This window comes from Micromonospora narathiwatensis (assembly GCF_900089605.1).
GTDB lineage: Bacteria > Actinomycetota > Actinomycetes > Mycobacteriales > Micromonosporaceae > Micromonospora > Micromonospora narathiwatensis.
Genome location: NZ_LT594324.1, coordinates 821,982 through 844,323, shown reverse-complemented (window position 1 = coordinate 844,323; position 22,342 = coordinate 821,982). Strand labels below are relative to the sequence as shown.

The following is a 22,342-nucleotide window of genomic DNA, read 5'->3' as shown; positions in this document are numbered from 1 at the left end:
GCGTGACGGTCAGCGCCAGCCACGGCGTCCGGTCGGCCACCGGCGCGGCCGGCAGACGGTCAGCGGGCGCGGAGGCCGTCCAGGACGGCGTCGACGATCCGCTCCGGCAGGATCCTGCCGTCCAGCTCCGGCTGCCAGCGCAGCATCCGCTGCATCAGCATCGGCCCGCTCAGCAGCGCCATCGCCAGCTCGATGTCCAGGTCGGCGCGGAGTTCCCCGGTGCGTACGCCGCGCTGGAGCACCTGCCGCATGAGCTTCCGGCGCGGCTCGACCATGTTCTGGTAGAGCCGGTAGTGGGCCGGGCTGCGGTTCACCTCGGGCACCAGGCACGGCATGATCTTCGCGGCCCGGGGGTCGATGTTGTGCCCGATCGCGCCGACCAGGAGCACCAGGTCGTCCCGGACGGAGTGGCCCGCCGGCTGGGGCGGGGTGCCCTTGAGCGTGTGCAGCGCGTCGAGCAGCAGGGCGTCCTTGCCCGACCAGCGGCGGTAGATGGTGGCCTTGCCCACCCCGGCCCGAGCCGCGATCGCCTCGATGGACAGCGCCTCGATCGTGCTGCCCTCGGCGAGCAGGTCCAGGGTGGCCTGCACGATCGCCTCGTCCGCGCGGACGCTCCGCGGTCGCCCGGGCGACCGCGGAGCATCGGCGGTGGAACTCATGTCAGACATTGTCGCCGAGCCTAGGCGGTCCCGGCCAGCTCCGGTTCGGCCGCCGGCCGGGCGTCGGCCGGCGCGGGCACCGGACGGCCCGGCATCCAGCGGAGCACGATGACGACACCGAGCGCGGCCACCAGCGCGGAGACCGCCGCGGCCCAGTGCATCGCCGAGACGAACGCGTCGTTGGCCGCCGCGATCAGCCTCGGCGCCACCGGGCCGAGCTGGGCCGCCGCCGCGTACGCCCCGGAGATGGACTCCTCGGCCGCCGCCCGGGCCGGGGCGGGCAGGTCGGCGAGCGACGTCGCGACGTGGTCCCGGTAGACCGCGGAGAGCACCGAGCCGAGTACGGCCACGCCGAGCGCGCCGGCCACCTGGCGGACGGTGTTGCTCACGGCCGAACCGACGCCGGCCTTCTCCCGGGGCAGCGCCGACATGATCGACTCGGTGGCCGGCGGCATGATGTTGGCCATCCCGGCTCCCTGGAGGAAGCCCAGCGCCGAGAAGATCCAGATCGGCGTGTCCGCGTCGATGAGGACGAACGCGCCGAGCGCGGCGGCGGTGAGCAGCAGCCCGACGGTGGAGACGGCCCGACCGCCGTAGCGGCGGACCATCGCGGCGCTGCGCGGGGCGAAGATCAGCTGGGCGACCGCGAACGGCAGGAAGAGCAGGCCGCTCTCCAGCGGGCTGTAGCCGCGTACCAGCTGGAGGTAGAACGCGCCGAAGAACATCACGCCCATCGCGGCGAAGAAGACCAGCCCGACCATCGCCACCGGAGCGGCGAACCGGGGCACCCGGAACAGCCGGACGTCCAGCGACGGGTGGTCGCTACGCAGCTCGTGGACGATGAACCAGGCCAGCACCGCGAGCCCGCCGACGATGGCGACCCAGACCCGCAGCCGGTCGAAGCCGTGCTCACCGCCGTCGATGATGCCGTAGGTGAGGCCGACCAGGCCGACCACGGACAGCAGCACGCCCGGCGCGTCCACCCGGCCGGGGTTCGGGTCGCGGGACTCCGGCACCAGCGCGGTGACCAGCACCAGGCCGAGCGCCACCACCGGCACGTTGATCAGGAAGACCGAGCCCCACCAGTAGTGCTCCAGCAGGGCGCCGCCGAGGACCGGGCCGATCGCCACGGCGAGGCCGACCGCGCCGGCCCAGACGCCGATCGCCCGGGCCCGCTCGCGGGGATCGAAGACGTTGGAGATGATCGACAGGGTCACCGGCATGATGGCCGCGCCACCGACACCCATCAGGGCGCGGGCCGCGATCAGCTGCGCCGGGTCCTGGGCGTACGCCGACAGCAGCGACGCCAGCCCGAACAGGGCCAGGCCGATCAGCAGGAAACGCCGGCGCCCGAGGCGGTCGCCCAGGACACCGAAGGTGAAGAGCAGACCGGCGAAGACCAGCGTGTAGGAGTTGATCGCCCACTCCAGCTCGCCCTGGCTGGCGCCGAGGCCGTGCACCGGGTCGGCGAGGGTACGCAGGGCGACGTTGAGGATGGTGTTGTCGAGGACGACCACGAGGAGGCTGATCACCAGCACCCCCAGGATCGCCCACCTCCTCGGGTGTCCGGTGTTCTGGTGCGGCTCCATGTCCGGTTCTCCCCCCGGCTCACCCGCGTCGAAATACGATACGGGGCAGACTCGTAACGATGGTTGAGCGTAGGCGAGCAAGATTCGATACGGAACCGGTTCGTATCGTTTGTGCCCCAGGTCACGCAGCCGTGCACTCGGCGGCACAACGCACGACGGCCGCCAGCGAGAGAACGTGACCGAGTCGCACTGGGCGAGGGACCACCGCAGGGTGAGGCGTCGCTGGCGAGGGGCCAACTTCGGGGAAGTCGTGGCCCCGTCGCGCCCCGAGGGCATTTTCGGGGAAGTTGCGGCCTCGTCGTGTGCCTGAAGCTCCACTGTCGGGGAAGTTGCGGCATCGGTGTACCCGAGGGGCCAGTTTCGGGGTAGTTGCGGTTCCGTAGCGCTGGGATGGGCCCATTGCGGGGATGTTGTGTGGATCTTGGTGGGCTTCGCCTGACCGGCGCGGGTCGTATGCGTCGGGTGTCCGGTTCCGGGGCGGCGGGGTGGCGTCGCGGAGGGAATGGTCGGCGGTCGGCGGGCGTTGTACCGGGCTGCACGGCCGAGGAAGGCCCCGCCTCACGGGGAATGGCCGCCCGCTGCGATCGGGGTGGCCCGGGCCCGGAATGTTGGTGGGTCGTCGGTCGTTGTACATGGTCCCGGCGCCGCGAAGAGGCGATCCCCCGCCCCGCGAGCCAGCCGGTCGAAGACTTTCCCCTTGTTTGGGCGCCTGACGGTGCTTGCGCACGTGATGCCGACCCCCATCGGCGTGTGCGCCAAACCCCCGAATGGAGCTTTGGTCATGAACACGATGCTGCGTAAGAGCGTTCTCGGTGTTGCTGGTCTGGCTTTCGCCGGTGGCCTGGCGGCCGGCCCGCTGCACCACCACGACACGACCCCCACGACCGCGATGACCCCCGTCGCCGCCGTGCAGGCCGACAAGCCGGCCGTGGACAAGCCGGCCGTGGACATGGGCAAGCTGGTCCCGCACGGTGTGCAGGGCGCCCAGTCGAAGATCGACCTGAACGGTGAGCAGACCGCGAACGCGAAGGCGATCATCGCGGCGACGAAGAAGGCCGGCATGCCCGAGCGGGCCGCGGTCATCTCGATCGCGACGTCGCTTCAGGAGTCGAAGCTGGAGAACCTGGGTCACCTCGGTGACGCGAACGATCACGACTCGCTGGGTCTGTTCCAGCAGCGGCCGTCCTCTGGTTGGGGTAGCCCGGAGCAGATCACCGACCCCGAGTACGCGACGACCGCGTTCCTGAAGGGTCTGAGGCAGGTTGACGGGTGGCAGGACATGCCGTTGACCAAGGCCGCGCAGACGGTGCAGGTGTCGGCGTACCCGGACGCCTACGCCCAGTGGGAGCAGCAGGCCGCTGACCTGGTCGCCCAGAACTGGAACAGCTGACACAACACCGCTGGCCGGTACCCCCGAACATGGGGGTGCCGGCCAGCGGCGTCTCCGTCACCGACGACGGAAACGCAGCGCCAGGGCCGCGACAGTCCCCCAGATACCCCGCCGGAACAGCAGTACGACCAGGACGAAGATCCCCCCGGTGACCAGCCCGATCGTCTCGAACCCGGAGAACGACAGCCAGTCCTCCAGGCGTACCACCAGGGCTGCCCCGAGCACGCCGCCCCAGAGGGTGCCGATGCCGCCGAGCACCACCACGATGACCGCCTTGCCGGAGGTGGTCCAGTGCAGCACGTCGAGGGAGACGAACCGGTGGCCGACGGCGAAGAGCCCGCCGCCGAGCCCGGCGAGGAAGCCGGAGAGGACGAACGCGGTCAGCTTGTAGCGGTGCACCGGGTAACCGAGGGCGCGGGCCCGGGCCGGATTGTCGCGGATGCCGACCAGCACCCGGCCGAACGGCGAGTGGACGATCCGCCAGGCGGCGGCGAGCCCGAGCAGCACGATCGGCAGCACCGCGTAGTAGAAGTAGTAGTCGTCGGAGAGGTCGGCGCCGAAGAAGGAGCGCGGCACGCCCTGGAGGCCGTTCTCGCCCTGGGTGACCGAGCGCCACTCGTTGGCCACGTAGTAGACCATCTGGGCGAAGGCCAGGGTGACCATCGCGAAGTAGATCCCGGTGCGCTTGACCGCGAGGTAGCCGATCGGGAGCGCGAGCAACGCCGCGGCGAGCGCCCCGGCCAGCACGGCGGCCGGGAACGGCAGGCCGGCGTGGATCGCCACCAGCCCGGTGACGTACGCCGAGGTGCCCCAGAAGGCGGCGTGCCCGAAGGACATCAGCCCGGTGAAGCCGAGCAGCAGGTCCACCGAGACGGCGAAGAGCGCCCAGCAGAGGATGTCCACGGCCACGGCCGGGTAGAGCCCGTTGGGCAGCCAGAGCGCCACGACCAGGCCGACGGCGAGCAGCGCGTACCGGACCCAGCCGGGAGCTCGGGCGACGGTGAGCAGCCCGGACGGAGGCGCCGGGCGGGCCGCCTCGGCGGGCGTGTCGACGACGTTGGTCATGCCGTCACCTCGCTTCGCCCGGCGTCGTCATGACCTGTGGCACTGAGCTGGCTGATCCGCTCGCTCATGCCGGTGCCTCCTCACGGCCGAACAGGCCGGCCGGACGCCAGAGCAGCACCACGGCCATCACCACGAAGACGATCGTCTGCGACACGATCGGGAAGTCCGACAGGTACGCCTCGCCCCACGCCTGGATCAGGCCGATGCCGAAACCGGCGGCGACCGAGCCGAAGATCGAGCCGAGACCGCCGATCACCACCACCGCGAAGACCACGATGATCAGGTCGGCGCCCATCAGCGGGTTGACCGCGCGCATCGGGGCGGCGAGCACCCCGGCCAGCCCGGCGAGGGCGATGCCGAACCCGAAGACCGGGGTGACCCACTTTCCCACGTCGATGCCGAAGGCCCGGGTCAGCTCGGGCCGCTCGGTGGCCGCCCGGACCACCATGCCGACCCGGGTACGCCCCAGCACCCACCACACGGCTACGCAGAGCAGCACGGTGAAGCCGAGGATGAACACCCGGTACGTGGGGAAGGTGAAGAGCCCGAAGTCGACCGTCCCGCTCAGCTCGGCGGGCGTGGCGTACGGGCTGGACTGCACGCCGTACCGGGACTTGACCAGGTCCTGGAGGATCAGCGTCAGGCCGAAGGTGAGCAGGAAGTTGTAGAGCGGGTCGAGCCGGGTCAGCCGGTGGATGACCGCCCGCTCCAGGATCATGCCGAGCAGTCCCAGCCCGACCGGCATGATCACCAGCGCCGCCCAGAACGGCACGCCCGCCTCGGACAGCAGCACGTACGCCCCGAACGCGCCGAGCATGTAGAAGGCGCCGTGGGCGAAGTTCACCACTCGGAGCATGCCGAAGATGACCGCGAGCCCGAGGGCGAGCAGGGCGTAGAACGCCCCGCTCACCAGCCCGTTGAACGTGTTCTGCAGGAAGAAGTTCACAGCTTGCAGTCCGGCGACGGGGCGCGGAACGCCTCCGCGGCCGGGATGGTCTTGAGGACCTTGACGTAGTCCCACGGCTCGGTCACCTCGGCCTGCGGCTTCACCTGGGCCAGGTACGCGTCGTGGATGACCCGGTGGTCCTCGGCACGGATCTTGCCGTTGCGCAGGAAGAGGTCGTTGACCTCCTTGCCCTCCAGGCTCTTGACCACGGTGTCCGCGTCGTCGGTGCCGGCGGCCTGCACCGCCTCCAGGTACTGCGTGGCGGCGGAGTAGTTGGCCGCGTGGGCGAAGGACGGCCGGGTGCCGGTCTCCTTCTGGAACTTGTCGGCCCACTCCCGGTTCTGCTGGTCGAAGTTCCAGTACCAGGAGTCGGTGTAGGTGGTGCCGGCGAGCGCGGCCGGGGTGAGCGAGTGGATGTCGGTGATGGTCATCAGGCCCACGGCCAGCCCGACGCCCTTGTCCCGCAGCTTGAACTCGTTGTACTGCTTGACCACGTTGACCAACTCGGCGCCGGCCTGCATGGTGCCGAGCACCTGCGGCTTGGGGTTCAGCGTCGGTGCCTTGAGCAGGAACGACGAGTAGTCGCCGCTGGTGTTCGGGAACGGCGCGCCGTCCTTGCCGACGACCGTGCCGCCGGCCGCGGCGATGGCGGCGGAGAAGTTCTTCTCCATGTCCTGCCCGAAGGCGTAGTTCGGGTAGAGGATGTACCAGTTCTTGCCGATCTGCTCGGTGGTCACCGTGCCGGTGCCGTGGGCCAGCATGTACGTGTCGTACGCGTAGTGGAAGGTGTACTTGTTGCAGCTCTTGCCGGTCAGGTCGGTGGTGGCCGCGCCGATGTTGAAGTAGAGCTTCTTCTTCTCCTTGGCCACGTCGGCGACCTTCAGCGCGGCCGAGGAGGTCGGCACGTCGAGGATGATGTCCACGCCCTTGCGGTCGTACATCTCCTGGGCCTTGCTGTTGGCCACGTCCGGCTTGTTCTGGTGGTCGGCGGTCTCCACCGAGATGTTCTTGGTGATCGCCTTGTCGCCGTACTTCGCCTTGAAGTCGGCGATGGCCAGCTCCACGGCCTTGACCGAGTTCTTCCCGGACAGCTCCGAGTAGGCCCCGGACTGGTCGTTGAGGACGCCCAGCACGATCTTGTCGCCGGTCAGCTTCGAGTCGCCGCCGGACTGCGGTCCACCGCCGCCGCAGCCGGTGACCAGCGCCGCCACCGCCGCCGAGGCGGCGGCCACACCCACACTCCTGCGCATGTCGATCCCTTCCGTACCGCGCGGTGCGCGCGGGTCAGCCGTCGGTTCAGATGCCGAGGTACGCCAGCAGCTCGCGTTCCCGGGAGCGCACCTCGGAGTTCTCCATCGCCTCCGCGATCCGTCCCTCGGCCAGCAGGTAGTGCCGGTCGGCGACGCCGGTGGCGAAGTGCAGGTTCTGCTCGACCAGCAGCACGGTCACGCCGTGCTGCTTGGCCTCCCGCAGCAGGTCACCGACCTGCCGCACGAGCAGCGGCGACAGCCCTTCGGTGGGCTCGTCGCAGAGCAGCAGCCGGGCGCCCATGCGCAGCACCCGGGCCAGGGCGAGCATCTGCTGCTCGCCGCCGGAGAGCATGGTGGCCGCGGAGTCCCGCCGGGCGTACAGGGCGGGGAACGCCTCGTACACCCGCTCCAGCGGCCACGGGTCGGGGCCGACCCGGGGCGGCAGGGTGAGGTTCTCGGTGACGCTGAGGGTGGCGTACGCGCCGCGGTCGTCGGGGACCCAGCCGAGCCCGAGCCGCGCCCGCCGGTACGCCGGCAGCCGGGTGAGGTCGACGCCGTCCAGGGTGACCGTGCCGCGCTGGCCGGGATGCAGGCCCATCACGCAGCGCAGCAGGGTGGACTTGCCGGCGCCGTTGCGGCCGACCAGGGTGACCACCTCCCCGGCGGCCACCTCCAGGCTCACCTCCCGCAGCACCTGCGCCTCGCCGTACCAGGCGGAGAGGTTCTCAATGCGCAGCATCGGCGGCTCCCAGGTAGGCGGTGATCACCCGTTCGTCGGCGCGGACCTGCTCGTAGGGCCCCTCGACCAGGACCTTGCCGGTTTGTAGGACGGTGACGGTGTCGGCGAGCCGGCCGACGACGCTCATGTTGTGCTCGACCATGACGACGGTGCGACCGGCCCGCACCCGCCCGATCAGGTCCACGGTGCCGTCGACGTCCTCCAGTCCCATGCCGGCGGTGGGCTCGTCGAGCAGCAGCACCTTCGGGTCGAGGGCGAGGGCGATGGCCAGTTCCAGGGCCCGCTTGCGGCCGTACGCGAGGGCCTCGGCCGGGGCCTCGGCCAGCTCGGCGAGGCCGACCATGCCCAGCAGTTCGTCGGCCCGGTCCCGGTAGCGGCCCATCAGCTTGGCCGAGCGCCAGAACCGCCAGCCCAGCCCGCTGGGCGACTGGAGGGCCAGCGCCACGTGCTCCCGGGCGGAGAGCTGCGGGAAGAGGCTGGTGATCTGGAAGGAGCGGGCCACGCCGAGCCGGGCGACCCGCTCCGGGGGCAGCCCGGTGATGTCCCGGCCGGCCAGCTCGATCCGCCCGGAGGTCGCCGGCAGGAAGCCGGTGAGCAGGTTGAACAGGGTGGTCTTGCCGGCCCCGTTGGGCCCGACGAGGGCGTGCACGGTCTCCGGCGCCACGTCGAGGTCGACCCCGTCGACCGCCCGGAAGCCCCGGAAGTCCCGGGTCAGCCCGCGGGCCGACAGGAGCGCTTGCCCGGCCATCGTCACGCCCTCCATAGGTCCTGCACCCGACGGCCGGCTCGGTGACGGGGGTCACATGGCCGTCGCGTGCAGGAAACCTACGGCGAATCAACAGATTCGATCCATGTCTATCCTCCACACATTCGGCCCGGGTCGGACGGGTTCCGCCCCTATAGGACACAACCTGCCCGACCCCGTTCGCCGGCCTCGAAGGGCATCAGCGAGCGTCGACATGTGGGATGCCACCGTCGGCCTCGGTCCGGACATCCAGTCGCGCTGGCGGGCCGCGGTGACGATGTTGCGTACGTGCGGAGCATCGCCACCGACCCTGGCGACGCTGCACGAGGCGGTCGGCCTGGACCTGGACGGCGTCTTCGAGTTCGGCCTGCGCCGCCTGCTGGACGGTTACGCCACGATGTTCGGGTGCGCGGCGAGCGGGTCGCGGTAGGACCGGCCCTCAGCTCGTCAGCGCATCCAGCGCCTGGTCGACGTCCTCCTCCGTGGTGTAGAGGTGGAACGAGGCCCGGACCCGGCCGGCGCGTACCGCCGCGCGCACCCCGGCCCGGGCCAGCCGCTCCGCCGCGCCGGGCACCTCCACCGTCACGATCGCGCTGTCGCCGGGCGGTCGGCCGAGCCCGGCCAGGAACCGGTTGGCCAGCGCCACGTCGTACGCGTGCACGGCGGGCAGGCCGATCTCGGCGAGCAGTTCCAGGGCGGGCGCCGCCCCCACGTAGTTGAACCAGGCCGGGGAGATGTCGAAACGCCGGGCGTCGTCGGCCAGCCGCAGCGGCGGGCCGTAGTAGGAGCCGTGCGGGTCCTGGCCCGCGTACCAGCCGGCGGCGTCGGGACGCAGCCGGTCGCGCAGCGCCGGGGCCAGGTAGGCGAAGGCCACGCCGCGCGGCGCCATCAGCCACTTGTACGCCGACACCACCACCGCGTCCGCCCGGCCCGCGTCGAAGGGCAGCCAGCCGCACGCCTGGGTGGCGTCCACCGCGACGAGGGCGCCGTGCGCGCGGGCCGCCGCGACGATCTCGTCGTACGGGGCGACCGTGCCGTCGGAGGACTGCACCAGGCTGAACGCGACCAGGTCGGTGTCGGTGTCGATCGCGTCGACCAGGCCGCCCGGCGGCACCGTGCGGACCCGGACGCCCCGCTCCCGCTGCACCAGCCAGGGGAACAGGTTCGAGGTGAACTCCACCTCCGGTACGACCACGGTGGCCCCCGGCGGCAGCGCGGCGGCGACCGGGGCGAGCAGTTGCGACGCGGTGCTGCCGATCGCCACGTCCGCCGGGGCCACCCCGACCAGCCGGGCGAACCCGGCACGGGCCTGCCCGGCGGCCTCGCCCCAGACCTCCCAGGAGATCCGTCCCACCCGCCAGTCCGCCAGGGCGTCCTGCAACGCCACCCAGGCCGGCTCGGGCGGCAGCCCGTAACTGGCGGTGTTCAGCCAGCCGGGCTCCGGCTGCCACAGCTTCCGCGCCTGTTCCAGCTCCATGCGCACGACGCTAGCCCCGCCGGAGCGGTGCCGGTCAGCGCCAATTCCGTAGCGGTGGACCCGAACGCCGCCCGCCGACCGTACGGCCGCCCGCCACCGGGGCGGTGGCGGGCGGCGGCGGGTGCGGGCCGGGTCGTCGGGTCCGCGCCGGTCAGGCCGGCACGTCGGCCAGCGCGGCGGGACGCGGTGCCGGCGGCTCCGTCCGCCCCTCGGCCGGCTCGTCCTCGTCGAGCATGGTGGCCTCGTCGAACGGGCGCTGGCCGGCGAGTACGGCCCGGGCCTGGTCGCGGTCGAACTCGCCGGTCCAGGTGCCGACCAGCACGGTGGCGACGGCGTTGCCGGCGAAGTTGGTCAGCGCCCGGGCCTCGGACATGAACCGGTCGATGCCGACGATCAGGCCGACCCCGTCAACCAGGTCGGGGCGGTGCGACTGGAGCCCGCCGGCCAGGGTGGCCAGGCCCGCCCCGGTGACGCCGGCCGCGCCCTTCGAGGCGATGACCATGAAGACCAGCAGCGAGACCTGCTCGCCGACGGAGAGCGGCTTGCCCAGCGCGTCGGCGACGAACAGCGAGGCCATGGTCAGGTAGATCGCCGTGCCGTCGAGGTTGAAGGAGTACCCGGTCGGCACCGTGATGCCGACCACCGGCTTGCTGACGCCGACGTGCTCCATCTTGGCGATCAGCCGGGGCAGCGCCGACTCCGACGACGAGGTCGACAGGATCAGCAGGAACTCCCGGCCCAGGTAGCGCAGCAGCGAAAAGATCGACACCCGCGCGACGAGGCGCAACAGCAGGCCGAGCACCACGATCACGAAGATCAGGCAGGTGGCGTAGAAGCCGAGCATGATCTGGGCCAGGCTGGTCAGCGCGTCCACGCCGGTCGCGCCCACCACGGCCGCCATCGCGCCGAAGGCGCCGACCGGGGCCACCCACATGATCATCGCGAGCACCTTGAAGACGAGGCGCTGGAGCACGCCCACCGCCCGCAGCACCGGCTCGCCCCGGGTGCCGAGCGCCTGCACGGCGAAGCCGACGAGCAGGGCCACCAGCAGCGTCTGGAGCACCTCCCCCTCGGTCAGCGCGGAGATGAGCGAGGTCGGGATGACGCCGAGCAGGAAGTCGACCGTACCGCCGCTCTCGCCACCGGCGGCAGCCTTGCCCGCGCCCGCCACCTCCGGGCCGAGGTCCAGGCCGGAGCCGGGATGGATGAGGTTGCCGACCACCAGGCCGATCGCCAGCGCGACCGTCGACATGAGCAGGAAGTAGCCGAGGGCGAGGCCGCCGACCTTGCCGACCTTGGCGGCCTGGCGGACGGATCCGACCCCGAGGACGATCGTGCAGAAGATGACCGGGCTGATCATCATCTTGATCAGGTTGACGAAGCCGGTGCCGAGGGGCTTCAGCTCCTTGCCGGCCTCCGGGGCGACGAGGCCGACCACGATGCCGGCGACGACGGCCACGATGACCGCCAGGTAGAGGTACCGGGTCCGGTCCCGGCGGGCGGGCCGGTCGGTGGCGGGGGTGGTTGTGGTGGTGTCCATGCCCACAATGTGAGTCAGGTCTCAGCACTCGCCATGCTTGCGTTCATTCTGTTCACCCCTGTGACTCGCGGCTGAAACCGGTGGCTGACCGGTGCGCCACACTTGCCGACGACGAACGGCGGAAGGAGGGGACGTGGCCCGACGACGGCAGTGGAGCATCGCGGGGCAGCTGTTCGCCCTCCAGGCGGTCGTGGTGACGCTGCTGGTGCTCGCCGGCCTCGCGGGCGCCGTCTGGCTGGCCCGCAGTGACTCCCGGCAGTCCGCCGAGGACGAGGTGCTGGCCGTGGCGCAGACCGTCGCCCGCTCCCCCGACGTCCACGCGGCCCTCACCACGGCCGACCCGGCGGCCACCATCCAGCCGTACGCCGAGGCCACCCGCGGGGACACCGGAACGGACTTCGTGGTGGTGATGGCCCCGGACCGGACCCGCTACTCCCACCCCGACCCGGACCTGATCGGGCAGCCGTTCATCGGCGACATCGGCCCCGCCCTGGCCGGCGAGCCGTTCGTCACCACCAACGTGGGCACCCTCGGCGAGTCGGTGCGCGCGGTCGTCCCCGTGTACGACGACGAACATCGGATCATCGGGCTGGTCTCGGTCGGCATCACCACCAAGGCGATCAACCGCAAGCTGCTCGGCCAGCTACCGGTGCTGCTCGGCGCCGCCGTACCGGCGCTGGCCCTGGCGGCCACCGGGTCCTGGCTGCTCAGCCGCAGGCTGCGCCGGCAGACCCACGGCCTCGGTCCACGCCAGATGACCCGGATGTACGAGTACTACGACGCGGTCCTGCACTCCGTACGGGAGGGGCTGCTGGTGCTGACCCGGGACCGCCGGGTGGCGCTGGTCAACGACGAGGGCCGCCGGCTGCTCGGGCTGGACGAGGACACTGCGCTGACCGACCGGCCGGTGGCCGGGATCGACCTGCCGCCCGCAGTCGCCGAGCTGCTCGACTCCGGCCGGGACGCGTACGACGAGCCGATCCTCGCCGGTGACCGGGTGCTGGTGGTCAACCAGCGGACCACCCGCTTCGAGGGGGCGGTGCTCGGCACCGTGCTGACCCTGCGCGACCAGACCGAGCTGCGCAACCTGGCCAGCGAACTCGACTCGGTACGGGCGCTCACCGACGCGTTGCGGGCGCAGACCCACGAGTCGGCCAACCGGCTGCACACCGTGCTGACCCTGGTGGAACTGGGCCGCACCGACGAGGCGGTCCGGCTCGCCACCCGGGACCTGGCGCTCGCCCAGCAGCTCGCCGACCGGGTGGTCGGCGCGGTGACCGAACCGGCGCTGGCCGCACTGCTGCTCGGCAAGTCGGCGCAGGCCGGCGAGCGCGGCGTGGACCTGGTGATCGAGCCCGACTGCCGGCTCGACGACAGCCCGCTGCCCACCACCGACCTGCTCACCGTCGTGGGCAACCTGGTCGACAACGCCCTCGAGGCGGTGGCCGGCACGCCACCGCCGCGCCGGGTCCGGGTGTTCGTCGGCGCCACCGCGGACGAGATCGTGGTCCGGGTCGGCGACAACGGCCCCGGGCTGGCCCCGGAGCGGGTGGCCGACGCGTTCCGGCGCGGCTGGTCCACCAAGAGCGCCGGCCGGGGGCTGGGCCTGGCACTGGTCGGGCAGGTCGTCCACCGCCACGGCGGCACGTCCGACGTCGAGCGCACCGAGGACGGCGAGACGGTGTTCACCGTCCGGCTGCCGGCGAGGACGGAGGCGCGGGTCAGCGGGCGCGACGCGGCGGGGCCTCGGGCGTCCGCCGGACGGAGCGGGGCGGACACATGAACGACATCCGGGTGCTGGTGGTGGAGGACGAGCCGCTGCTGGCCGAGGCGCACCGGGCGTACACGGAGCGGGTGCCCGGTTTCGTGGTGACCGGGGTGGCGCACACCGCGCGGGAGGCGATGGCGGCGCTGCGGCACCGGGGCGGGGCCGACGTCGACCTCGTACTGTTGGACTTCCGCCTGCCCGACCTGCACGGCCTGGAGGTGTGCCGGGCGCTGCGGGCGGCGGGCAGCAGCGTCGACGTGCTGGCGGTGACCTCGGCGCGGGACCTGGCGATGGTCCGCACCGCAGTCTCCCTCGGGGTGACCCACTACCTGCTCAAGCCGTTCACCTTCGCCGCCTTCCGCGACAAACTGGAGCGGTACGCCGAGTACCGGCGGCAGGCCCTCGCCAAGGACGAGGTGGTCGCCCAGCACGAGGTGGACCGGATGTTCGCCACCCTGCGCGGCGCGGACCGGCACACCCTGCCCAAGGGCCTGGACGAGCAGACCCTGCACCGGGTGCTGTCCGCCCTCGACGGCGGCGGGCTCTCCGCGACCGAGGTCAGCCAGCGGACCGGGATCTCCCGGGTGACCGCCCGCCGGTACCTGGAATACCTGGTCTCCGCCGACCGCGCGGCCCGCGCCCCCCGCTACGGCACACCCGGCCGCCCGGAGGTCGAGTATCGGCCGCTCTGAGCATCGCGGACAGCGGAGGGCCGGGCGTGGGGACGCGACCGGCTCAGGCGAGAACGGGCGTGGCCGCCGGCGTCAGCAGTCGGCGGACGGCGGCGGTGATGATCGCGATCAACGCGGCGCTGACGACGTTCACCGCGACGGCGACGAGAACCTGGCTCATCTTCTTCTCCTCGGGTTGCCTGTTCCGGCGGCGCACCGGCCGGCGCGCCGTCGGGGAAGCGTAGGGATCCGAGATGAAGCGCAGCTTTACCCAGAGTGATATTCCCTGGTCAGGCAGGGTGCGTCTCGTCTACGGCGGGCGTGTTGTCGCGGGCGACTACCTTGATGATCGACTCAGCCATCCCGCCCTGTGAACGAAAGGTGCCGCGCACATGCCGTCCGGCTTCACCCTCGCGATCGTCACCGCCCTCGTCGCGGCCGTCGCCGTCGCCGTCGCCCTGTTGAGCCCGCGCCGCGCCCTGCGGCGCCAGGGCTTCCTGGCGGCAGCCGCCGCCCTGGCCGTCACGGCCCTGCTCGCCATCGCGTCGAGCGCCCACTCGGTACCGATCCGCTCGGTCGGCATCGTCACCAGCTTCGGCAAGCCGACCGGCGAGGTCACCGGCTCCGGCCTGAAGTGGGTCGCGCCGTGGCAGCGGGTCGGCGAGTGGGACGCCGGGCGGCAGAAGTACGACCACATCGGCAACGACAGCTGCGTCCGGGTGCGTACCGGCACCCTCGCCGACGCGTGCGTCGAGGTGCTGGTCGAGTGGCAGGTCCGGCCCGAGAACGCCCCGCAGCAGTTCATGGACTACAAGGGCGACTTCGTCAGCTTCCGCGGGCAGCGGGTCGGCGTCCAACTCGACAGCGCCGTGAACGACGCCTTCTCCACGTACAACCCGCTGGAGCGGATCGACGCGAAGACCGGCAGCCTGAACGTCGACCTCAAGCCGTTCGCGGAGAGCATCAAGAGCAACGCGAAGGGCCGGCTGGGCGAGGACGTCGAGATCCTGTCGGTAACCATCACCCGGGTCAATCACGACGAGAAGACCGAGGGCAACATCAAGGCGTTCCAGGACAAGCTCGCCCAGACCCGCAACCTCGAACAGGACCGCCGCAACGCCGAGATCCAGAAGCAGATCACCGAGACCAACGCCAAGGTGGACAAGGTGACCCGCTGCCTGGAGATCGCCGAGAAGACCGGCAGCTCCCCGGGCCTCTGCATCAACCCGGGCATCATCACCGGCTCGGCCAAGTGAGATCCGCCCTCACCGGCTGATCGGCGTACGGACGCCGCCAGGTGATCAGCCGGCGAGGGCCGGATCGGCGCCCGCCGCGCGCGGTGGGGGTGGGAGGAGGCCCGGTCAGCTCACGTTGGCCGGGCCGAGGACGCTCTTCAGGTCGCCCATCAGCGCGGTGGTGGGCGCCACCCGGAACGGGCCGAGCCGCAGCGTGGTGACCTTGCCGCCGTTGAGCAGCTTGACGTGCACCTCGGTGTCGCCGGGGTGCAGCACCAGGGTCTCCTTGAGCCGTTCCACCAGCGGCGGTGTGCAGCGGTGCACCGGGATGGTCAGGGTGACCGGCTTGTTGGCGGGGTTGCTGCTGATGTCCGGCATGGACATGTCCATCGCCATGATCCGGGGCGTGTCGTCGCGCCGGTCCACCCGCCCCTTGACCACCACGATCGCGTCCTCGGCGATGTACTGGCCGATCACCTCGTAGGTGTTGGGGAAGAACAGCGTCTCGACGCCACCGGCCAGGTCCTCCAGGGTGGCCGAGGCCCAGGCCCGGCCCTGCTTGGTGACCCGGCGCTGCACGCCGGAGAGGATCCCGGCCAGGGTGACCACCGCCCCGTCGGGCACGGTCCCCTCCTCGGACAGGGCGGCGATGGTGGTGTCGGCCGCCGCGCCGAGCACGTGCTCCAGGCCGAACAGCGGGTGGTCGGAGACGTACAGGCCGAGCATCTCGCGTTCGAAGGCGAGCTTGTCCCGCTTGTCCCACTCCCCGTCGCCGATCACCGGCATCACCGTGGTGTTGGTGGCCGCCTCGACGTCGCCGAACCCGGCGCCGAAGAGGTCGTACTGGCCGACCGCCTCCTTGCGCTTGACGTCGGCGTACGCGTCGATGGCGTCGGCGTGCACGGCGAGCAGGCCCTTGCGCGGGTGGCCGAGCGAGTCGAACGCCCCGGCCTTGATCAGGGATTCGACGGTCTTCTTGTTGCAGACCACCGCGTCGACCTTGGAGAGGAAGTCGTAGAAGTCGGTGTAGGCGGCCTTCTCGTCGCGGCATCGCATGATCGAGGTGACCACGTTCGCGCCGACGTTGCGGATGGCGGCGAGGCCGAAGCGGATGTCCTTCCCGACCGGAGTGAACGGCCCGGCCGAGGTGTTCACGTCGGGCGGCAGCACCTGGATGCCCATCCGCCGGCACTCCGACAGGTAGAGCGCCATCTTGTCCTTGTCGTCGCCGACCGAGGTGAGCAGCGCGGCCATGTACTCGGCCGGGTAGTGCGCCTTGAGGTACGCCGTCCAGTAGGAGACCAGCCCGTACGCGGCGGAGTGGGCCTTGTTGAAGGCGTAGCCGGCGAACGGGACGAGCACGTCCCACACCGCCTGGATGGCCTCGTCGGAGTAGCCGCGCTCGCGGCAGCCGTCCCGGAACGGCACAAACTCCTGGTCGAGGATCTCCTTCTTCTTCTTGCCCATCGCCCGGCGCAGGTTGTCGGCCTTACCGAGGCTGTAGCCGGCGAGGATCTGCGCGGCGCGCTGCACCTGCTCCTGGTAGACGATCAGGCCGTACGTCGGCGCCAGGATCTCCCGTAGCGGTTCCGCCAGCTCCGGGTGGATCGGCGTGATCTCCTGGAGGTTGTTCTTGCGCAGCGCGTAGTTGGTGTGCGAGTCGACGCCCATCGGGCCCGGCCGGTAGAGCGCCAGGACGGCGGAGATGTCCTCGAAGTTGTCCGGCTTCATCAGCCGCAGCAGCGAGCGCATCGGGCCGCCGTCGAGCTGGAACACGCCGAGCGTGTCGCCCCGGGTCAGCAGCTCGTAGGCGGCCTTGTCGTCCAGCGGCAGGGCCAGCAGGTCCAGCTCCTTGCCGTGGTTGAGCTGGATGTTCTTGACCGCGTCGTCGATGATCGTCAGGTTGCGCAGGCCGAGGAAGTCCATCTTCAACAGCCCGAGCGACTCGCACGTCGGGTAGTCGAACTGGGTGATGATGGCGCCGTCGGCGTCCCGGCGCATCAGCGGGATGTGGTCGATGATCGGTTCGGCGGACATGATGACCCCGGCGGCGTGCACGCCGGTCTGCCGGATCAGCCCCTCGATGCCCTTCGCGGTCTCAATGACCTTCTTGACGTCCGGGTCGGACTCGTAGAGGCCGCGGATCTCGCCCGCCTCGGCGTAGCGCGGGTGCTTCGGGTCGAAGATGCCGGACAGCGGGATGTCCTTGCCCATCACGGCCGGGGGCATCGCCTTGGTGATCCGGTCACCGACCGCGTACGGGTAGCCGAGCACCCGGGCCGAGTCCTTGATCGCGGCCTTCGCCTTGATCGTGCCGAAGGTCGCGATCTGGGCGACCTTGTCCTCGCCCCACTTGTCGGTGACGTACTTGATCACCTCGCCGCGCCGGCGCTCGTCGAAGTCGATGTCGACATCCGGCATCGAGACACGCTCGGGGTTGAGGAACCGCTCGAAGATCAGCCCGTGCGGGATCGGGTCCAGGTCGGTGATGCCCAGGGCGTACGCGACCAGCGAGCCGGCGGCCGAGCCGCGACCCGGGCCGACCGCGATGCCCTGGCTCTTGGCCCACTGGATGAAGTCCGCGACCACGAGGAAGTACGACGGGAAGCCCATCTGCACGATGACGCCCAGCTCGTACTCCGCCTGGGCGACGTGCCCCTCCGGGATGCCGTTCGGGAAGCGGCGTTCCAGCCCCTTGAACGTCTCCTTGCGGAACCAGGACTCCTCGGTCTCACCCTCGGGGATCGGGAACCGCGGCATCAGGTTGTGGAACTCGAACATGCCGGCCGGGTCGACCTTCTCGGCGACCAGCAGGGTGTTGCGGCAGCCCTGAAGCCACAACTCGGAGGTGTCGACCGCGCGCATCTGCTCGGCCGACTTGATGTAGTAGCCCCCGCCCTCGAGCCGGAACCGGTTCGGGTCGGAGATGTTGCTGGCGGTCTGCACGCAGAGCAGCACGTCGTGCGCCTCGGCCTGGTCCTCGCGCGTGTAGTGCGAGTCGTTGGTGACCACCGGCGGGATGTCGAGCTTCCGGCCAATCTCGATCAGCCCGTCCCGGACCCGCTTCTCGATGTCCAGCCCGTGGTCCATGACTTCCAGGAAGTAGTTCTCCTTGCCGAAGATCTCCTGGTAGCTCGCGGCGGCCTTGAGCGCCTCGTCGAACTGGCCCAGCCGCAGCCGGGTCTGCACCGCCCCGGACGGGCAGCCGGTGGTGGCCATGATCCCGTTTGCGTACTCGGCGATCAACTCCATGTCCATCCGGGGCCACTTGATGTAGTGGCCCTCGATGGAGGCGCGCGAGTTGAGCTTGAAGAGGTTGTGCAGGCCGGTCTTGTTCGCCGCCCACATGGTCATGTGGGTGATCGCGCCGTTACCGGAGACGTCGTCGCTCTTCTGCTCGGGGCGGCCCCACTTGACCCGCTGCTTGTGGAAGCGCGACTCCGGCGCCACGTACGCCTCGACGCCCAGGATCGGGGTGACCCCGGCGGCCATCGCCTGCTTGTAGAAGTCGTTCGCCCCGTGCATGTTGCCGTGGTCGGTCATCGCCACCGCCGACATCCCCTGGCGGCTCACCTCGGCGAAGAGGTCCTTCAGCCGGGCCGCCCCGTCGAGCATCGAGTACTCGGTGTGCACGTGCAGATGCGCGAACGAGTCGGCCATGCGTGGCGCCCCCCGGCGGTATGGATCTTGATGGTCGGACCGGACCGGGGCCTACCCTACCCAGGCCGTCCGACCGGCTCCACCGTCCGCGCCGGAGGTGGCCTCCGTCTCGCTCGAACACCCACCCGCGCCACACGATGTAATGCCGCTCGACAATAGTGTGTGTCACACAGTATGGTGTGAGACATGGTTAGCGAGGATGTCCTCCGGACCCATCTACAGGAGCTGCGACGCGGCACGGTCGTGGTGGCGAGCCTGGTCGCCCTGCGCCACCCCGACTACGGATACGCGCTGCTGCAACGACTGGCCGCGCACGGCTTCCCGGTCGACGCGAACACGCTCTATCCCCTGCTCCGGCGGCTGGAGGAGCAGGGGCTGCTGACCAGCGAGTGGAACACCGAGGAGAGCCGGCCGCGCAAGTTCTACCGGACCAGCGACGAGGGCGAAGCGGTGCTGGCCCGCCTCCTCGACGACCTCGCCGCCATCCAGACCTCCGTCACCGGCCTGACCGAAGGAGTGGACCGATGAGTTCGCTGACCGACCGCTACGTCGCCGCCACCCTCCGGGCCGTCCCGGCGCAGCGCCGCACCGAGATCGCCACCGAGCTACGTGCCTCCATCGAGGACATGATCGACGGACGCACCGACGGCGGGCAGGAACGCGGCAGCGCGGAACGCGAGGTGCTCACCGAGCTGGGCAACCCCGAGCAGCTCGCCGCCCGCTACACCGACCGCCGGTTGCAGCTCATCGGCCCGCGCTACTTCCTGCTCTGGTGGCGGCTGCTCCGGCTGCTGCTCACCTTCATCCCCGCCGTCGCGGGCGTGGCCACCGGCGCGCTGAAGGCGACGGTCAACGGCGATCCCGGCGCGGCGATCGGCGCCGGGTTCAGCGTCGGGTTCAACGCCGCGGTGCAGATCGCGTTCTGGGTCACCTTCACCTTCGCCGTGCTCGAGCGCACCAACACTCCGCTGAACCTGCCGGCGTGGAGCGTCGACCAGCTGCCCGAGGCGCCGGAGGAACGGCAGATAACCCTGGTCGACACCTGCTGCTCAATCGCGTTCCTGCTGCTCGCCGTCGCGTTCCTGCCCTGGCAGCACTTCCAGTCCTGGGCATCCGGCGACAGCTCTCGGCTGCCGATGATCGACCCGGCGCTGTGGGGCTCCTGGCTGCCGCTGCTGGCGGCGGTGCTGGTCGCCAACATCGGCCTGGAGATCGCCAAGTACCGAGCCCGTCGATGGACCTGGCCGTTGGTCGCGGTCAAGACGCTGCTCGATCTCGCGTTCGTCGTGCCGCTCGCCTGGCTGCTGCTCACCGACCGGCTGCTCAACCCGGAGCTGGTCCAGCGGTTCGAGTGGCTGCGCGAGGGCGGCACGCAGGACCTGGCCCGGGTGACCGTCGTGATCGCCGCCGCCATCGTCGTGTGGGGCTTCATCGACAGCGCCGTCAAGGCGCGACGGCACACCGTCTGAGACGGGTCCGGCCCGGCGCACACGGGGGCGCCGGGCCGGACCGTCGCCAGGGTCAGGAGTCGGCCGTCCCGGCCCGCCACTCCCGGGCCAGCAGGGCGTACACCAACTCGTCGGTCCACTCGCCCTTGACGAACTCGTTCTCCCGCAGGTGCGCCTCGCGGCGCATGCCGAGTCGTTCCAGCACCCGGGCCGAGGCGGCGTTCCGGGCGTCCAGGCGTCCGACGATCCGGTGCAGGCCGAGGCCGTCGAAACCGAGCCGCAGCATCTCCCGGGACGCCTCGGTGACGTACCCCCGGCCGACGTGCTCCGGGTGCAGCACGTACCCGATCTCGCCCTGCCGGTGCTCGGCGCTGCTCCAGGTCAACAGCACGTCACCGACCAGCTCGCCGGTCTCCGGCCGGGTGATCGCAAGGTTCAGCACGTCGCCCGGTTCGCGCAGCGCGGTACGCCCGCGCAGGCGCTCCAGCGCCGCCCGGGCGGCGGCGTCGTCGTACGGGTCGTGGTAGAGGAACCGGGTTACGTCCGGCCGGGAACGGTAGGCGGTCAGGGCGTCGAGGTCGTCGGCGGTGAACGGGCGCAGCAGCAGTCGCTCGGTACGCAGCGGCAGGTCGGGAACGAGCATTCCGGCAGCGTACGGACCGTCGGCGGACCGGTCAGCCGAGTTTCAGACGCTGTGGAGCGAAAGCCGTCGCTCGGGCCGGCCCGAGCGGCCGGGGTCAGCAGTCGACCGTGTCCCAGCGGGCGGGCAGGCGCGGCACCGGCCAGGCCGGATCCGGCTTCCAGGACGCCCACGCCTCGTCCCACCAGCGCTCCCCCGCGTCCAGCAGGGCGGCGATCCGGTCACCCTCGGCGCGGATGGCCTCGGCCATCCCCGGGTAGCGCCCCTCGTCGAGACGCTGGGCGAACATCTCCACGTCCTTCCAGACGTAGCGATCGGCGTCCGCGCCCCACCAGAGGTCCAACTCGTGGTCGAGGGTGTCCACCCCGATCGAGGTACGCCGGAAGGGATCCTGGAGGTTGAAGTACCAGCCGGCGAAGGCGCGGTCCGGACCGGTCCAGAAGACGTCGACCGAGTGCGCCTCACCGGGGCGGTGCAGCATCAGCTTGCCGTGCCCGCTCCAGGCCCGGTGGCCGGCGGTCTCCCACGGGTGCCGACCGGCCGGGAACACGCCGTGCCGGGGAAAGGCGAACTCGGCCCCGGGCGGCAGGTAGAGGGCGAGCAGGTCGGAGGAGTCCTCGACGCAGACGGTCGGGCAGCCGAACCACACCTCGCCGAGCAGGATCTCGCGCCGGACGACGACGTCGCCCGGCGCGAACCGCCCACCGGTCACCGCCGCCTCAGCCGACCGCCGCCATGACCTCGTCGGAGACGTCGAAGTTCGCGTAGACGTTCTGCACGTCGTCGCAGTCCTCAAGCACGTCGATCAGCTTGAAGACCTTGCGCGCGCCCTCCTCGTCCAGCGGCACGTTGACGCTCGGGATGAGGGAGGACTCGGCCGACTCGTACTCGATGCCGGCGTCCTGGAGGGAGGTGCGGACCGCGAGCAGATCGCCCGGCTCGGAGACCACCTCGTACGCCTCGCCGAGGTCGTTGACCTCCTCGGCACCGGCGTCCAGCACGGCCATCATCACGTCGTCCTCGGTGGCGCCCGCCTTCGGCACGATCACCACACCCTTGCGGGTGAACAGGTACGACACCGAACCGGCGTCGGCGAACGAGCCGCCGTTGCGGGTCAGCGCGGTGCGTACCTCGGTGGCGGCGCGGTTGCGGTTGTCGGTCAGGCACTCGATGAGCAGCGCGACGCCGTTCGGGCCGTAGCCCTCGTACATGATCGTCTGGTAGTCGGCGCCGCCGGCCTCCAGGCCGGAGCCGCGCTTGACCGCGCGATCGATGTTGTCGTTCGGGACGGAGTTCTTCTTCGCCTTCTGGATGGCGTCGTAGAGGGTCGGGTTGCCGGCCGGGTCGCCGCCGCCGGTCCGGGCCGCCACCTCGACGTTCTTGATCAGCTTGGCGAACATCTTGCCGCGCTTGGCGTCGATGACGGCCTTCTTGTGCTTGGTGGTCGCCCACTTTGAGTGGCCAGACATCTCATACCTCCGTTAGTGATCCACGCCTGCGTCGACTGCCTGCGCCGATTC

General features: G+C 70.9%; 20 protein-coding genes. 7 read left to right on the top strand and 13 right to left on the bottom strand.

Annotation, left to right across the window (positions count from 1 at the left end; all coding sequences use genetic code 11):
* Window positions 1-59: 59 nt before the first annotated feature.
* The gene (locus GA0070621_RS03835; RefSeq protein WP_091191631.1) at window positions 60-668 is read right to left on the bottom strand and encodes a TetR/AcrR family transcriptional regulator; all 609 of its coding nucleotides are present in this window, start codon (window positions 666-668) and stop codon (window positions 60-62) included.
* Between the two features lie 11 nt (window positions 669-679).
* Window positions 680-2,248 (bottom strand): MFS transporter, encoded by a 1,569-nt coding sequence (locus tag GA0070621_RS03830; protein WP_091191629.1) that lies wholly within the window; start codon window positions 2,246-2,248, stop codon window positions 680-682.
* A 781-nt stretch (window positions 2,249-3,029) separates the two neighbouring features.
* On the opposite strand from GA0070621_RS03830, the gene GA0070621_RS03825 reads away from it, so the two are divergent.
* On the top strand, window positions 3,030-3,638 hold the full coding sequence (locus GA0070621_RS03825) for a hypothetical protein (protein WP_091191628.1): 609 nt from the start codon (window positions 3,030-3,032) through the stop codon (window positions 3,636-3,638).
* A 57-nt stretch (window positions 3,639-3,695) separates the two neighbouring features.
* On the opposite strand, the gene GA0070621_RS03820 is transcribed toward GA0070621_RS03825, so the two are convergent.
* From GA0070621_RS03820 to GA0070621_RS03800, 5 genes are all read right to left on the bottom strand, one after another.
* Window positions 3,696-4,703, bottom strand: a complete 1,008-nt coding sequence (locus tag GA0070621_RS03820; RefSeq protein ID WP_091191626.1) for a branched-chain amino acid ABC transporter permease — start codon at window positions 4,701-4,703, stop codon at window positions 3,696-3,698.
* A 64-nt stretch (window positions 4,704-4,767) separates the two neighbouring features.
* Entirely contained in the window at window positions 4,768-5,649 is an 882-nt protein-coding gene (locus GA0070621_RS03815; RefSeq protein WP_091191624.1) for a branched-chain amino acid ABC transporter permease, read from the bottom strand.
* Complete coding sequence (locus tag GA0070621_RS03810; RefSeq protein WP_167666562.1) at window positions 5,646-6,899, bottom strand: ABC transporter substrate-binding protein; 1,254 nt, start codon at window positions 6,897-6,899, stop codon at window positions 5,646-5,648. The genes GA0070621_RS03815 and GA0070621_RS03810 overlap by 4 nt, the downstream gene beginning before the upstream one ends.
* Before the next feature lie 46 nt (window positions 6,900-6,945).
* Window positions 6,946-7,638, bottom strand: a complete 693-nt coding sequence (locus GA0070621_RS03805) for an ABC transporter ATP-binding protein (protein ID WP_091191620.1) — start codon at window positions 7,636-7,638, stop codon at window positions 6,946-6,948.
* Window positions 7,625-8,386: an ABC transporter ATP-binding protein gene (locus GA0070621_RS03800; RefSeq protein WP_091201968.1), complete on the bottom strand. Its 762-nt coding sequence runs from the start codon at window positions 8,384-8,386 to the stop codon at window positions 7,625-7,627. Before GA0070621_RS03800 ends, GA0070621_RS03805 begins: the two co-directional genes overlap by 14 nt.
* Window positions 8,387-8,597: 211 nt before the next feature.
* Here GA0070621_RS03800 and GA0070621_RS03795 point away from each other — a divergent pair, with 211 nt between their 5' ends.
* The gene (locus tag GA0070621_RS03795; protein ID WP_091191618.1) at window positions 8,598-8,813 is read left to right on the top strand and encodes a hypothetical protein; all 216 of its coding nucleotides are present in this window, start codon (window positions 8,598-8,600) and stop codon (window positions 8,811-8,813) included.
* Window positions 8,814-8,822: 9 nt separating this feature from the next.
* Here the strand turns inward: GA0070621_RS03795 and GA0070621_RS03790 are convergent, their stop codons facing one another.
* Complete coding sequence (locus GA0070621_RS03790) at window positions 8,823-9,860, bottom strand: aminotransferase class V-fold PLP-dependent enzyme (RefSeq protein ID WP_091191616.1); 1,038 nt, start codon at window positions 9,858-9,860, stop codon at window positions 8,823-8,825.
* Window positions 9,861-10,011: 151 nt separating this feature from the next.
* A complete protein-coding gene (locus GA0070621_RS03785) occupies window positions 10,012-11,400 on the bottom strand; it encodes a cation:dicarboxylate symporter family transporter (protein WP_091191615.1) in 1,389 nt (462 codons plus the stop codon).
* Between the two features lie 133 nt (window positions 11,401-11,533).
* On the opposite strand from GA0070621_RS03785, the gene GA0070621_RS03780 reads away from it, so the two are divergent.
* The 3 genes from GA0070621_RS03780 to GA0070621_RS03770 all read left to right on the top strand — a co-directional run bounded on the left by GA0070621_RS03780 (window position 11,534) and on the right by GA0070621_RS03770 (window position 15,095).
* Window positions 11,534-13,183, top strand: a complete 1,650-nt coding sequence (locus GA0070621_RS03780) for an ATP-binding protein (protein ID WP_091191613.1) — start codon at window positions 11,534-11,536, stop codon at window positions 13,181-13,183.
* Window positions 13,180-13,860, top strand: a complete 681-nt coding sequence (locus GA0070621_RS03775) for a response regulator (RefSeq protein ID WP_091191612.1) — start codon at window positions 13,180-13,182, stop codon at window positions 13,858-13,860. Before GA0070621_RS03780 ends, GA0070621_RS03775 begins: the two co-directional genes overlap by 4 nt.
* A 371-nt stretch (window positions 13,861-14,231) precedes the next feature.
* Window positions 14,232-15,095 (top strand): SPFH domain-containing protein, encoded by an 864-nt coding sequence (locus GA0070621_RS03770; protein WP_091191610.1) that lies wholly within the window; start codon window positions 14,232-14,234, stop codon window positions 15,093-15,095.
* 105 nt (window positions 15,096-15,200) lie between these two features.
* Here GA0070621_RS03770 and dnaE read toward each other — a convergent pair whose 3' ends face one another.
* The gene (dnaE, locus tag GA0070621_RS03765) at window positions 15,201-18,734 is read right to left on the bottom strand and encodes a DNA polymerase III subunit alpha (protein WP_091191609.1); all 3,534 of its coding nucleotides are present in this window, start codon (window positions 18,732-18,734) and stop codon (window positions 15,201-15,203) included.
* 186 nt (window positions 18,735-18,920) lie between these two features.
* Here dnaE and GA0070621_RS03760 point away from each other — a divergent pair, with 186 nt between their 5' ends.
* On the top strand, window positions 18,921-19,262 hold the full coding sequence (locus GA0070621_RS03760) for a PadR family transcriptional regulator (protein ID WP_091191607.1): 342 nt from the start codon (window positions 18,921-18,923) through the stop codon (window positions 19,260-19,262).
* Window positions 19,259-20,203, top strand: a complete 945-nt coding sequence (locus tag GA0070621_RS03755) for a permease prefix domain 1-containing protein (protein WP_091191605.1) — start codon at window positions 19,259-19,261, stop codon at window positions 20,201-20,203. Before GA0070621_RS03760 ends, GA0070621_RS03755 begins: the two co-directional genes overlap by 4 nt.
* Before the next feature lie 52 nt (window positions 20,204-20,255).
* Here the strand turns inward: GA0070621_RS03755 and GA0070621_RS03750 are convergent, their stop codons facing one another.
* From GA0070621_RS03750 to GA0070621_RS03740, 3 genes are all read right to left on the bottom strand, one after another.
* Window positions 20,256-20,825 carry a GNAT family N-acetyltransferase gene (locus GA0070621_RS03750; RefSeq protein ID WP_091191604.1) on the bottom strand — a complete coding sequence of 190 codons (570 nt, stop codon included), beginning with the start codon at window positions 20,823-20,825 and terminating at the stop codon, window positions 20,256-20,258.
* Between the two features lie 94 nt (window positions 20,826-20,919).
* Window positions 20,920-21,534: a DUF402 domain-containing protein gene (locus GA0070621_RS03745; protein ID WP_091191602.1), complete on the bottom strand. Its 615-nt coding sequence runs from the start codon at window positions 21,532-21,534 to the stop codon at window positions 20,920-20,922.
* A gap of 7 nt (window positions 21,535-21,541) precedes the next feature.
* Window positions 21,542-22,291 (bottom strand): YebC/PmpR family DNA-binding transcriptional regulator, encoded by a 750-nt coding sequence (locus tag GA0070621_RS03740; protein WP_091191600.1) that lies wholly within the window; start codon window positions 22,289-22,291, stop codon window positions 21,542-21,544.
* Window positions 22,292-22,342: the final 51 nt, after the last annotated feature.

What these genes read in the sequence shown, in the direction of transcription:
- GA0070621_RS03835 (WP_091191631.1), bottom strand. Translation starts at nt 668, where the DNA reads ATGTCTGACATGAGTTCCACCGCCGATGCTCCGCGGTCGCCCGGGCGA.
- GA0070621_RS03830 (WP_091191629.1), bottom strand. Translation starts at nt 2,248, where the DNA reads ATGGAGCCGCACCAGAACACCGGACACCCGAGGAGGTGGGCGATCCTG.
- GA0070621_RS03825 (WP_091191628.1), top strand. Translation starts at nt 3,030, where the DNA reads ATGAACACGATGCTGCGTAAGAGCGTTCTCGGTGTTGCTGGTCTGGCT.
- GA0070621_RS03820 (WP_091191626.1), bottom strand. Translation starts at nt 4,703, where the DNA reads ATGACCAACGTCGTCGACACGCCCGCCGAGGCGGCCCGCCCGGCGCCT.
- GA0070621_RS03810 (WP_167666562.1), bottom strand. Translation starts at nt 6,899, where the DNA reads ATGCGCAGGAGTGTGGGTGTGGCCGCCGCCTCGGCGGCGGTGGCGGCG.
- GA0070621_RS03805 (WP_091191620.1), bottom strand. Translation starts at nt 7,638, where the DNA reads ATGCTGCGCATTGAGAACCTCTCCGCCTGGTACGGCGAGGCGCAGGTG.
- GA0070621_RS03800 (WP_091201968.1), bottom strand. Translation starts at nt 8,386, where the DNA reads ATGGCCGGGCAAGCGCTCCTGTCGGCCCGCGGGCTGACCCGGGACTTC.
- GA0070621_RS03795 (WP_091191618.1), top strand. Translation starts at nt 8,598, where the DNA reads ATGTGGGATGCCACCGTCGGCCTCGGTCCGGACATCCAGTCGCGCTGG.
- GA0070621_RS03790 (WP_091191616.1), bottom strand. Translation starts at nt 9,860, where the DNA reads ATGGAGCTGGAACAGGCGCGGAAGCTGTGGCAGCCGGAGCCCGGCTGG.
- GA0070621_RS03785 (WP_091191615.1), bottom strand. Translation starts at nt 11,400, where the DNA reads ATGGACACCACCACAACCACCCCCGCCACCGACCGGCCCGCCCGCCGG.
- GA0070621_RS03775 (WP_091191612.1), top strand. Translation starts at nt 13,180, where the DNA reads ATGAACGACATCCGGGTGCTGGTGGTGGAGGACGAGCCGCTGCTGGCC.
- GA0070621_RS03770 (WP_091191610.1), top strand. Translation starts at nt 14,232, where the DNA reads ATGCCGTCCGGCTTCACCCTCGCGATCGTCACCGCCCTCGTCGCGGCC.
- dnaE (WP_091191609.1), bottom strand. Translation starts at nt 18,734, where the DNA reads ATGGCCGACTCGTTCGCGCATCTGCACGTGCACACCGAGTACTCGATG.
- GA0070621_RS03760 (WP_091191607.1), top strand. Translation starts at nt 18,921, where the DNA reads ATGGTTAGCGAGGATGTCCTCCGGACCCATCTACAGGAGCTGCGACGC.
- GA0070621_RS03755 (WP_091191605.1), top strand. Translation starts at nt 19,259, where the DNA reads ATGAGTTCGCTGACCGACCGCTACGTCGCCGCCACCCTCCGGGCCGTC.
- GA0070621_RS03750 (WP_091191604.1), bottom strand. Translation starts at nt 20,825, where the DNA reads ATGCTCGTTCCCGACCTGCCGCTGCGTACCGAGCGACTGCTGCTGCGC.
- GA0070621_RS03740 (WP_091191600.1), bottom strand. Translation starts at nt 22,291, where the DNA reads ATGTCTGGCCACTCAAAGTGGGCGACCACCAAGCACAAGAAGGCCGTC.